At 47.6% G+C, this 13,473-nt stretch carries 4 protein-coding genes; all 4 read right to left on the bottom strand.

The window, feature by feature from the left end:
* Positions 1-118 precede the first annotated feature (118 nt).
* On the bottom strand, positions 119-3,877 hold the full coding sequence (locus RIF36_RS13550) for a PKD domain-containing protein (RefSeq protein WP_350119305.1): 3,759 nt from the start codon (positions 3,875-3,877) through the stop codon (positions 119-121).
* Positions 3,878-4,118: 241 nt separating this feature from the next.
* The gene (locus RIF36_RS13545; RefSeq protein ID WP_350119303.1) at positions 4,119-8,510 is read right to left on the bottom strand and encodes an FG-GAP-like repeat-containing protein; all 4,392 of its coding nucleotides are present in this window, start codon (positions 8,508-8,510) and stop codon (positions 4,119-4,121) included.
* Positions 8,511-8,696: 186 nt separating this feature from the next.
* Positions 8,697-11,468, bottom strand: coding sequence for an ATP-binding protein (locus RIF36_RS13540; protein WP_350119300.1), 2,772 nt, complete (start codon positions 11,466-11,468; stop codon positions 8,697-8,699).
* A gap of 159 nt (positions 11,469-11,627) precedes the next feature.
* The gene (locus RIF36_RS13535; RefSeq protein ID WP_350119297.1) at positions 11,628-13,376 is read right to left on the bottom strand and encodes a histone deacetylase family protein; all 1,749 of its coding nucleotides are present in this window, start codon (positions 13,374-13,376) and stop codon (positions 11,628-11,630) included.
* Positions 13,377-13,473 lie beyond the last annotated feature (97 nt).

Genomic DNA, 13,473 nt, shown 5'->3' with positions numbered 1-13,473 from the left:
TAACGCAAGCTTTAACTTTTGGTTCAGAAAGGTCAAAAGAAAAATTCAAGTGGTTGCTAACAGTGATTCATGGCAGTAGATTATACCAGGGCAGCGCCTTTACCGCTCACCTTTAGCATTACCTGACAAGGTGAAGGTAGCCCTTCATCTTTTTTTCAGGCCGCAGCTCGTTGGCGAGCTGATAGAAGTAAACACCGGCGGCCAGTTCTCCTCCCTCCCAGTCATTTGCGTATCTTTCCCTGCGAAATACCTGATTGCCCGACCGGGAGTATATTTCAAGTGTCCATAAGCCGTTTTCCACACCAGGCAGGTAGAGAGAATTATTGAAACTGTCGTTGTTTGGAGAAAAGGCATTGGGGAGATCTGTGACTTCCTCTTGCACAAAAAAAGAATGGACAACAGCAGACCCGCATCCCACTGTGTCTTTTGTAAAGAGCGTCACATCGTTGTCTCCATAGTTTTCGAAGGCCACGGCAACTTCATTTCCCTCCCATTCTATGCCATCTACTAGCCAGAAGTAGGCCAGACTATCTGAGCCATCGGTTACTGAGACCACCACTTCCTCATGGGTAAAAGGGTATATTTCACTGATTGTAAAGTCGGACTCGGGCCCGGTTGCCACGGTGATGGCAGGTGATACCTGATAGGGCACAGTACACCCTTGTGAATTGATGAAGACCAGGTTTAAAAAATAGCTACCAGCTTCATCGTATGCTCTGTTTATGGAACTACTTTGCGTATCCACCACGTCTCCATCACCAAAATCCCATCTGTAAGTCGATGTGTTTGTGCCATGTGCTTCAAACAGTATATCAAAACCTTCGCAAGTGCTCAAACTATCAAAGTCAAGTGAACCATAGGGGCCGCCTACGCTGACTATAGTATCTTTTGTAACGCTGCTTGTGCAGCCATACTCATCAACTACAGAAAGTGACACTGAGTAGTCGCCTGGAATGAGATAAGTCACCACCGGCTGGGCCAGTGCCGATGTTTGCCCATCGCCGAAATCCCACTGGTAAGAGGCAATGCCTTCTCCAGACTTATCCTGAAAGGTGGTGATCAGAGGTGGGCATTCGGTAAAAGTATTGACAGCCTCGAACTTAGCCTGCGGCTGTGCAACAATGACCTCTTTGATCGCTGGTTCTTTGCTCAGGCATCCATCAACGTCTTGCGCAAGAAGCTTGATGGTGTAACTGCCCGGCGTGTTGTAAGAAACAACCGGCCCCAGCTCAGTGGATGTGCTGCCATCTCCAAGTTCCCAGCTATAGCTGACGGCGTTCATCGATATGTTTTCTAATACCAACGTATCATTCACACAATACGCATCGGCTTCCGTCATGAACCTGGGAACAGGCTTAACAAACGAAATAACGTTTTCTCTGAATATTGAGCACCTGCCTTCGGTATTTGTTAGTGTCAGCCCGATATTGTAGTTCATCTCGTCGTAATAGGCATGTACAGGGTTTTGCGACGTGGACGAGCCGCCATCCCCAAAATCCCATTCCCAGGCGACTATGCCTGGCGATCCACGGGAGAAGTCTTTGAAGTCAACTACGAGAGAGTCACATTTATTATTTGTAATAAAACTGAATGCACCATCGATGTCCAATACCCTGACGACTTCCTCTTTTTTTATGGTAGAAGTACACTCGTCGGGGTCAGTAACAGTCAACTCTGCTCCAAAGTAACCGGCATCATAGTAGATTTGCATCGGGTTGGTAACATCCGACCTGCTGCCATCAGGAAACGTCCAGGCCCAGTGTTCGGCATCAGTTGATGCATCGTTAAATTGAACAGGGATACCTTTACAGGTGGTGGTGTCGACAGTGGAAAAATCAGCCCGAACGTTGTAAATGCTTACTCCCTGCTCTACCGATACCACGCAGGACGTTTCATTGTTGAATGCGGTAGCTTTCAATGTATAAGTGCCCCGGCCTGGATAGGTGTGCGATGGGGCTATTTCGTTGCTCTTAGTGCCGTCGCCAAATTCCCACGTGATGCCATCGTAGTCACTTGAAAAGTTACTTATACTAATCGTGTTAGGATCGTCGCAGCTTTTCGAAAAATCAAAACCAACAAAAGGGTTCAATACCTCTATTAGTTCTGTTTTAATAATCTCGTCTTCACAACCGGCATTTTTTGCTTTCAGCTTCACCGTGTACAACCCCGGCCGTTCATAACTATGTATCGGGTTCTCTTCAATAGTCCCTGTACTATCACCAAAGTCCCAGCAATAAAAAGTAGCATTCAGGGACTCGCTTGTAAAGTTGATCGGCTCCCAGGCACAAACAACCTGCTTGCTGACAGTGAAGGCCGCTGTTGGCACTGTGGATGACACCACCACGTCCACTTCTTTCCTGCTCGTGCAACCAGATGCGCTTGTCGCCAGCAGCACAACCTCATAGGTACCCGGCTGAGCGAAAACATGCATCGGATTGGCTTCGGTGGTCGACGTATTGTCGCCAAAGATCCAGAGTAAGGAGTAGCTTTCACTTGCCTCTGTTACAGAAGTAAACGGAAGTGTGAACGGTGCGCAACCCGACAGCGAAATTTCGCTACAGCTTTGCTGGTCTTCGGGGAGAATCTTTGTATTGACAATATGAACCACCTCAACTTGCTGACTCAGAGATGCTTCGCATCCCACATCGCTATAGCTGGTTAAAGTTATCTGATACAACCCCGGAGCGGCGTAAGCATGAATGGGTGACTCGTCTTCCGATGTCATTCCATCACCAAAATTCCAACTCCATCGGGTGCTGTTAGTCGAGCTGTTCGAAAACTGGATTTGAAGTGAGCACTTTTGCTGGACGGTAAACGACGGTGCCGCATCTGCCCCCACGATGATCTCTTTCACTGTTTTTGCTTCACAAGCCTGCCCTTGAAGCTGCGCCGTGAGCACTACCTGATATTTGCCGGGCTCGCTGAAGGTGGTGACCGGAGAAGCTGCATCGGATGTCTTCCCGTTTCCAAAATCCCAGTGTCGGGAGAGTATCGTCTTGTCAGATGTTTCTATAAAGTAAACCTGGTTGCCAACACAAGTCTGTGCAGCAGACGCTGTGAAGGAGATACCAGCGCCGCTGCCTATGACAACTGAAAGCTGCTGGCTATCCTGGCAGCCTTTTTCGTCAGTTGCTGTCATTGTTACCTTATAATCACCCGCAGTTGAGTAGGAATGCGGCGGGTTTTGGGCTGTGCTGCTGCTGCCATCGCCAAAGTCCCATTTATAGCTAGTGTTCAGGCCAGTGCCGGTTACGGTTGAGCTAAAGCTCACTTGTGCTGGCGTTTCACACAAAACGGTTTTATCGGCCCCGATAGTTGCCTTGATACCGTGCGCCTTGATTATAGCACTTTTTGAAACAGTGTTTTCGCAGCCAAATTGGTCTTTTGCGACAAGCGTAACTGAATAGTCGCCCTGGCTTTGGTAAGTGTTCGTAGGTGCTTCGTCGTTGCTGGAGCCGCCATCTCCAAAAACCCACTCGAAAGACTGTAGGGTCTTTCCTGCTGTTAGGCTCTCAGCAACAAACGACACTGGCAATGGGCTGCATCCTTCCGCAGGGGAAAACGAAAAATCAACGGGAGGCTTATCATGTACCACAATGTCCATCGTTTTAGTCCCCAGCGTAGTGGCGCCAGATTTAGCCACCAATGTCACTTGAAATGTGCCAGAACCGGTATATACTGCGCTGGGGTTTTGAAGTACGGAGCTATTTCCATTGCCAAAAGTCCACTGATAGTTAGTGACCGGGCTCGCAGTGGATTTGTCGGTAAAATTGACAGTCAGCGGAACACAACCTTCCGAAAAATCGACTGAAAAATCGACACTTTGCGCAAGGCAGGACAAAGGAGGCAAACAGAGAAAAAACAGCAGATATTTCATGAATGACGACTCATTCAAATATATTGGAAAAATACACAACTGATTGAAGCCAAAAAAATAACCCTACTTACAAAGGCTAGTAGTCAAAAGTATAGCGAATGCCACGTTTTAGCAAACAGGAATGTGTTAAATAATCGTAAGGTATTGCTTTAAATGAAAGAGAGACCTCATTTTCTCCAGACCAGAAGTGTTATTTTATTCTTTGAATTAACCCATTCTTAATCAAAGAAGTGTTCCACACCTAGTGCTTGATAAATGAGGTTCTCAGTGAACTATCGCTGCTGTTGTGTTTCTTGAATATAAGGTGGTATACACCTATTGGTAAGCCTACTACAGACAGTTTGACCTCCACTTCGCCTGCCCTGACTGTTTGTTTGACGACTGGCGTGCCTGTAAGGTCATACACATACACCTCTCCATTATCAAAGCTGGTGTCTTTCGCAGACCTCATCATTATAAAATCTGTAGCCGGGTTTGGATAAACGACAACGTCGGCTGCCAACGCATCCTTAGCTCCCAGCACTTCGTTGCAGGTGCCTTCTACGGTTAATTCTACTGTTTGCGACGATGTGTTCCCATAAACATCGACACCTGTGAATTCTATTGTACTCGTCCCAAGGTCTTCACAGGTAAAAACTGTCCTGCTCAATGTGTATTCGGCCGTTGAGCAGTTGTCATAACTCCCGTCATTTACCTCATCGACGGTTATTTCGGCTTGCCCAATCTCGTCCAATGTAACAGTGAGAGACCTGGTAAAAAGGTTTGGAGGTTGGTTGTCCGCTACAGTCATGGTGATCTCTTTCACGGTGGTGTTACCACTTTTATCAACGCCAACTAAACCTACCAAATGGTCACCTACTTGTTCGCAATCAATGAAACCGGAAGGCCAGTCCAAATACAGAGCGTCAAGCTCGCAGTTGTCGGTCGTCCCAAAGTCGATAGCTATATCAGCCACTGCTGCTACCCCATCTCCATCGAGGTATACAGTTATGTCGTGTCCAACAACCACTGGTGCGATGTTGTCCAGTACCTGAACCTTCACGGCAGCGGTAACCGTGTTGCCAGTGGGGTCTTTCCCCGTCACTGTAGCTTCATTTTCCCCAAGATTCTCACATGTGAAAGTTGTCTGGCTCAAACTAAGTGTAATGCCACAGTTGTCGGTGCTCCCATTGTCAATATCAACAACAGACAGGGCGGCAGCTCCCTCATTCCCAAGGTATATAACAGCCTCCCGTACCTTCAAAACGGGAGGTATGTTATCTACAATGGTGACGGTAAAGTCTATCGAGGAACTGTTGCCAGCCCCATCTGTTGTTGTAAAGGATATTACGTTTTGTCCAATATTATCACAGGAAAAGGAAGTCTGGCTTAAAGAAAAGTCAATCTCCCCTCCTGCCGGGTCAGTGCTTCCATTGTCAACCATGGAAGGGTCTATTGTTGCGGTGCCGTCTTCGTTTAGTGCAACCTCGATGTCTTTGGCTACAGCAATAGGTGCGATATCATCCCCCACGGTTATTTCAAATACCTTTTCAATTTGTCCTCCGTTCTGATCGTCGGCCATTATTCTTACGGTGTAAGTGTCTGCCGGTAATGCAGTAGCATCCAGTGCCCGCAAGGCATTATCAGCCACGGCAAATAGTTCGTTGTGTTCATCGCCCTCACCACTGGACAGCGAAAAGGTGTGAGTGTCGGCATTGTCGGGGTCTATCGCAGAAAAACTACCAACCAGGGCCTGTGAACCGGCAGATTGTTTGAGATGAGCATTGTCAAGCAGTATGTCGGCAGGCGCCTGATTGGAAAAAAGCTGGTTGAGATATAATTCAGAAATGACGTTACTCCCATTGAACCCTGTGATCAGATAGTCCAGGTCGAGGTCGCTGTCAATATTGACCCATTGCAGCTGGCCAAGGATTGCCCCCGGCAAATCCATTAGCAGGTCGGAAAAAGTCTTGTCGTTGTTTTCAAAAACACGGGTAGTAATGTTTTCCGACACCACCAATGAGCCTGTGGCAATGATGTCGAAATCACCGTCATGATCGTAATCTGCCCAGTCTACGCAACTGCTTCCAAAACCCAGAAAGAGCTCCGTTTCTACAAAGCTGTCGCCGTCATATTCGTAGATGTAGGTATGAGTGACCCAATCAGTATCAATGCCGTGAAGCAATAAGTCTAAGTCACCATCATTGTCATAATCACCCCACGTCATAGAGTTAACCCCCACTGCCGTGATGCCAGCCTCAATGTCGACGAATTGTCCACCATCATTTCTGTAAACCTTGCCAACAAATTCAAACCAGCCATCACCAGCCAAAGCCAGGTCCAGATCTCCATCACCGTCATAATCGCCCCACTCTACAACTCCATCCGACACCACGGCCAGTGTAGCCTCAATGTCGATATAGGTTCCGTCATCGTTTCGATAGATTTTTGAGTACTTTATACTGTTGGCGGTAGACCCCGTCAGCACCACATCCTGGTCACCATCCTGGTCATAATCCGCCCAATCGGCATAACTTGATCCAAGATCGCCAACGTCTACAAAGTTGCTGGCATTCTTATTCCACCCTCCATTCTCGTAATGATAAACACCTGTTTGAGCAACTCCGTCGACTGAGCCTGTCAGCAGCAGGTCGGCATATCCATCAGCTGTTTTTTTGCCCCACCTCGCAGCACCACCCAACACAGCTGGTAGGCTGGCTTCGGTATCAACAAAAGTACCCTGGTCGTTTTCGTAGATTCTTGCCACCGGCTGGCTGGATTCACCTGTTCCAACGATGAGCAAGTCCTGATCGCCATCGCCATCATAATCCGCCCAATCAGCGTCGGTGAAAGTCATCGCATGCAGAACTTCGGAGGCAAGGTCATTGCGCACGAATGTCCAGGGAATGTCATCAATCACGTCAATGACAAAAGCTTGCTCAACGGCGGCCCCATCCTGGTCTACTGCCATTATGCGAATGCTGTAGGCTCCCGCCGAAAGGCTTCCCGGACTGTTGACAGTCAGCGCATTGCCTTCAATATTAAATTGGCTATTGAAGTCGTCTCCTTCTCCGTTGGCCAGAGAGTATTCATGCTCATTATCTGCATCTGGGTCGTTGGCTGCCAACGTCCCTACGAGCCCTCCATTTCCGACTGATCTATTGACTGACGGGTTATCTAGTTGGATGGACGATGGCGTCTCATTCTGATCCGTTACTTCAATTGTAAGCCATTGAGAATGTATCACTTCTCCTTCGGTGAACACCTCAATGCTGAGCGAATAGCTGTTTCGTGATTCATAGTCAAATACAATGTCGGATATGAGTTGATTTCCGACTATACTGAACGACTCGTTGTCTTCTATTCCCTCTGCTAAACCATAGGTATAGGTACCGGCCGGAACGGTAGACAACGTACCGATGAGGGTGCCTATCGGCGTGTTCTCATCGACAATCGCCAAATCAATGGATGTCTCCGGCAGCAATGTATTGGTATAAATCTTTCTGACCCGCAGGTCGTCATAAATGTATTGTTGCCCAATGAGAACAAAATCAAGGTCGGTATCACCATCATAATCGCCCCATTGCCCATGGCCAAAAATGGTTACTGGGAGTGGCACGTCTAAGTCAGTAAAAGTCCCGTCACCATTACTTTGATATATTTTAGTAATAGCTTCCCCTTCCTGATAGTTTGTAAGACCAGTTATGATAAGATCGTCATCGCCATCATTGTCGTAGTCACCCCATTCGGAGGAGCCATACATCACATTGTCAATCCCAGCATTTATGGCCGTGAAAGCACCGTCGTCATTTCTATAGATAAAAGACTTGGGCACCCCTGCCGAGTGGCTGGCGAGGCTATTGGCGGAGCCTGTTAGAATAATATCAAAGTCGCTGTCTCCATCAAAATCACCTGCACTGGCTGAACTATACATAACGCCGGAGAGCCCGGCGCCGATGTCTTCAAACACACCCTCCACTCTTTTGAAAATGCTGCTTTGTGTTTTGAATGCCGTTCGGTTGAACCCTGTAACCAACAGCTCCAGGTCGTCTGATTCATCAAAATTCGCCCAGGTTACTGTGCCTTCTTCAGCTTCGGGTAGGGCGGCACCAATGTCCGTAAACACACCACCATTGTTCTCGTAAATAATAGCTTTGATTTTGCTGTCTTTTGTGGCGATCACCGCCAGGTCGAGGTCATCATCGCCATCAAAATCGCCCCAACTCCCAAAATGTGAAAGCGTGTTCGGTAAGCCCACTTCATTAGTTACATCTGTAAAAATCCCCCCCTCATTTTCATACAGTTTCAGCAAATAATCGTCGGAAAATGATCTGGAACGAGTAACCAGTAAGTCGAGGTCATCATCTCCATCGTAATCCCCCCATTTTATATTGCCGCCGTTGGTGCTAAAGATGCCTGGGTTTGAGAGTGTAAAAGTGCCCCCCTCATTGATATATAGCTCCACGAAAAGAAAACTAAAGGAACCAATGACCAAATCCAGATCGCCATCATTGTCGTAGTCGCCCCAATCACTTACTCCACCGGCTGAAGTCTCGTTGATGACGATGCTATTGACTGCGTCTTCATTAAACTGAGCCCAGGTTGGCCTTACAACAGATAGTACCAAAAGGGCGAAGATCATTCTGACTTTCATAGAGCTGAATTTGGATTCGTCTTAATTCAGTCTCAAAGCTCAGTATTAGCATTTTCTTCGGCTTAAGGATTTGATGCAAATGCTTAAGGTTTTGAGGCGAAGAGGGATATTTCCAGAATAAGCAGGGTTTTGTCGAAGCAAAATTGCCTTACTGACTAGCATGTCGAGAGTGGTCGGGTTGATTCTCTAATCCGGCTTATTGCGTTGAACCTGTCCCGGCACTATACCAAATTCATCTTTGAACACGGCATTGAAGTAGTTGGGACTGGAAAAGCCGGTCATATAGGCAATTTCAGCTATCGAGCCAGCGTTCTTTGCCAGTAGTTCATAGGCTTGTTGCAGCCTGAAGCTCCTTATCAGCTTATTAGGTGTTTGGCCTATCAACGCCTGTAGCTTGCGGTTGAGCTGGCTTTTGCTCATGCCCACCTCCCTGCTGAGTTCGTCTACTGAAAATCCTTCATCGGCCAGGTGGGTGTTAACCGCCGCAATCACCTTTTCCAGGAAAACCTTGTCGACGGAAGAGACTGCAATCTCCTGGGGCTTCAGGATCGTCTGCTGACTGTATTTACGCATGAGCTGCCGCCTGCTCTCCAGCAGATTCCTTAGCCTCACAATGAGCTCCTTTTGATCAAACGGCTTGGTCAGGTAGTCGTCGGCCGCCGTCTCCAGCCCCTTGATTTTACTTTCCTTGTCGGCTTTGGCAGTCAGCATCACAATGGGAATGTGACTGGTCTTTTCGTTTTGTTTCAATTGCGCACACACCTCAAACCCATCAATACCCGGCATCATCAAATCGCAGATGATCCCATCAGGCATTTGCTCAATGGCTGTTACGATGCCTGAGGTTCCATTGGAGGCGGACAACACCTCAAAATCGTGGCTTAAGACTTCTGCAATAAGCTGGCGTACCTCATCATTGTCTTCAATCACCAGTATCCTGGGAGTTTCCCCGTTGGCGGTAACGCCTGTCGCCTCTTCGGAAGCAATAGCAGCACCACCAATTGTGGAGCTGCCCTCGGTCTCGTCTTTCTCCAGGGGTAAGAAAAGCCTAAAACAGGTTCGAACGCCCGGCTCACTCTCTACCGTAATCTCACCATTTAGCTGATCTACCAGCGCCTTTACCAAACTAAGCCCGATACCTGAGCTTGCCTGCTTGTCACTCTCTGTATGGCAGAACCTGTCGAAAATGAAAGGCAATTGATCTTGCGGTATGCCAATACCAGTGTCTTCAACATCGATTCTGGCTTTTGTGCCTTCCAAAGAAAGTGTCAGGGTTATAGTTCCTCCGCCCGGCGTAAACTTGAATGCGTTCGACAATAGGTTCAATACGATCTTTTCAAGCGCATCAGGATCGGTCCAGCCTGAAATCTGATCGCTGGCCCTTAGCAAGAGCTTGATACTGTTTGATTTCGCCTCCAGTTGAAAGCTCTCCACAGTTTCACTAATGAATTTACTGACGTCAACATACTCTTTCACCAGCATTTGGTGCCCGGCATCAAGCTTTGCCAACTCCAGAATTTGGTTGACCAGCTTTAACAAACGGCTGGCGTTGTTTTGGATGGTTTTCAAATACTTTCTGGGGCGGCTATCGTGAACGGTTAGTAAGAGCTCCCGCACAGGCCCAAAAATCATGGTAAGCGGGGTGCGGAACTCATGAGAGATATTGGCGAAAAACCGAGATTTGGCTTCATCCAGTTGCTTCAATTCTTTGGCTTGTATTTCAATCTCCCGTTTTTGCGAAGCAGTTTCAAGCTGTAGCGCCCTTGCGGAACTAAAGGCTTTGCCAATTTTCTCAGCAAAGGCAAAGGACATGACAAAAAAAGTGGCCGTAAACAACACGCTGATGGCGTTGGGCCTGGTAAGAATCAGGTTATAATGGTAAGCCGACAAAATCACGATCGCCAAGGTGCAAAGGGCCAAGCCTAGAAAAATAGACAAAGAGCCTCCCCTTTTCCGCACTCGTGCCACCAAAGTGATGTAAAACCCATAAATGATATACAACAAAGCAACAACACTGAACGGAACCAGGGTTAGCGTATAAATGCTCATGGGCAATACCAATGCGGAAAGGCACAGGGGAACAGCAATAATGAGAGCAATCCTTGAAACAATTTTATGAAAATCCTCCTTGAACAGTTCGCACAGAAAAAGTGTGTAAAACAGCCACGCCAGATACATGGTCAGGTAGGTGATTTTTAGCTTGATCCGGGCAGGAACGGCAGGAAAAACTGTACCGAACACATACTGACCATAGTTGCTGATATACAAGGCGTACATAATGACAAACAGACCGTAGAAAAGGAATGATTTGTCTTCGCCCAGATAGAAAAACAAGCCGACAAAAAAGCATCCGATAAGAAACACCCCGCCAATATTGAACGTTTCGATGATGAGGTTGAGGTCTCTTTCGTGTGGAAGAATATCGGGGTCGCCAATAATGATGGGTTTAAAAAAGCCTCCATTGGAGTGATCAAAATTGGCCACCTGAACCACTATTTCATTTTCGCCCTCGTGCAGCATCACGGTTTTCATGCTGACGGTCCAGTCGGGGACGTAGGAGCCTTTCGAGTAGGACACCACGCCATCGCCGCTGATCAGTTCGCCGTTGAGAAAAAGTGCATACGACAAATTGAAGCCAGGTATTTCCATGGCGACCCTGTAGTCCTGAGTTGACTTCACAACCAGCCGATAGGTAGCATAGCCAAACGCTGGTAGCTGCTCCTCCAGCTCTTGGTGGGTATTCCAATAGGACACTTGTTTTACGTACGTAGGTGGGTTGGCGGTAAATGCCTCATCTCCGGGCTCCAGAAGCTGCTTCCAATAAAAGGCCCATTCACCATCCAATGCCAACCTTTCCTCTCCGGCATATGTTAGAACGCCCTTCACTGCCTGCGCATAACTACCGAGTGGAACGTGCAGTGTCAAAAAGATTAAAAAACTGAAAAGTCCTCTTTTCATGAAAAAATAGCCAGCTGATTGATTGGTCAATATAGGCCGTTCAAATTGTTTGGCATAACAATACATTCCATAAACATACGAATGCATGCGTGCTAGCTAACGCAAAGAACGCATTAAGATTCACTAACAACTATAAGCAGGCAATACCTTTCCGGGAGCTTAGGCTTCATTCAAATAGTAACCCTCCCACAACCCCTGAAAGAACCTTCTGGCATTCACACCAAGCACCTTGTTCTTGTAGCCACCTTCCTGAATAACTAAAGTGGGCAGCTTGAGTTCGGCAATCATTTTGCCGTTGATAGCAAAATCGTCCGGCGACAGCAACCAGGTGCCGGAGGGGTCTCCCTTGGCGATATCAAGACCGAGCGCTATCACAAGGTAATCGGGTTTGTACTTTTTTATGGCCTCAAGTGCTTTCTTCAATGCCTTATGATAAGCTGGTCCTTCTACGCCCTTGGGCAAAGCGATATTGAGGTTAAACCCTTCTCCCTCCCCTTCACCAATTTCGTCAGTAAACCCGGTGAAGTTGGGATAGGCGTATTCCGGATCGCCATGAATAGAGACCGTAAACACATCAGACCTGTGATAGAATATGTCCTGCTGGCCATTACCATGGTGATAGTCAATATCGAGAATCACCACTTTTTTGCCCCTTTTACTCAGGTAATGCCCAGCCACGGCATTGGAGTTTAGGTAGCAAAAGCCGCCAAAATATTTCCGCTCGGCATGATGCCCCGGAGGCCTCACCAGGGCATAGGCCATAGGTTGGCCGCCCAAAACGACATCAGCGGCAGTGAGTGCACAGTTCACGGCACCTCTGGCAGCCTTGTAGGCATTGGCATTGAGCGGCGTGGAGGTGTCGATGCAGTAGTAGCCAATTTGAAGCTCAATGTCCTTCGGAAGCCTGGCTGCGTTTCTGATAGGAAACACATCACCGTACATGGTGGTCGTTTCGCCGATCCACGCACAAATCTTCTTCAAAAACTTCAGGTATTGCCTGTCGTGCACTGCTTCAATATGGCTATCGGGGTACGCTTTGGCGGGCGTATCTCTAAAAATTGAAGTCTTTTTCAATTCCTTTATGATGGAAGTAACCCGCACCGGCGATTCCAGATAGCCCCTTTCTCTGACGTGATGTATCAGGTGGCCCTCATTTACAACCAACGCTATTTGCTTATCGGCAGGAACGGATGCCTTTGTGGATTCTACCGGCTCAGATTTAATATACCTGAAAGGTCGCAGTGCTATCGATCCCTTTATCGAGCGAAGCACCTGCCCAACGTATTCATCCGACACCTTCCCTTTAGCCTTGTTTTCCAGAATACTTGAAACGATGCTCTTGCAAAGCTGAGCCGAAAGGTGGTCTTTCTTGCCTAATCCATCGAAAACGAGATAGAAGTAAGACTCGTCGTCACGGCGCAAGTCATAGCTAAACCCCTCAAGTGGGCGGGCCCCATACTTCTCGTAAAATTTCAGTCGGGCCAGATTCTGTTTGTGCTCCGCTGCGTCAACGGCCCACTCCCGTTTGTCTGTCAAACAATCAAAGAATACTCCAACGGCCGAGATACTGTGCGCTTCGTCTCTCAGTCGTTCGTAAAGCGCCCCGCCTATTCCACCACTGATGCGGTGCTTATTGGTAGCGATAAAATCGAGAAATATAAAATTGTCTTTTATAAAGTGAGATGCTATGGCTACCCCCAGTACTTGCTTGTCTCTGCCTTCGGCAATGATCACGATGGGCCGGTAGGGCTTGATTGAATGCTCGCCCGCATCAAGTAGCAGGTCATCAGCTTCCTTTTCGCTCATGTAGGGAAACTGGGAGAGCAAAATAGCCCGGCACTGTTCAAGCGCAACGATGTTGTATTCCGTGGTGTGATCGTATATTCGGCGAATGGAGTTAAGACCCATACTTAAAAGCAGTTAGTTAGCCATTTGGTGGCGCAAAGCTACTTTAAGTATAGGTCAGTTGTAGCTATGAATCGGTATTATCTTTAGCCGTCAATCC

Origin of the sequence: Imperialibacter sp., assembly GCF_040222815.1 — a bacterium.
Taxonomy (GTDB): domain Bacteria; phylum Bacteroidota; class Bacteroidia; order Cytophagales; family Cyclobacteriaceae; genus Imperialibacter.
Note: the sequence above shows the minus strand (reverse complement) of the source record. Positions and strands in the feature narration are given on the sequence as shown.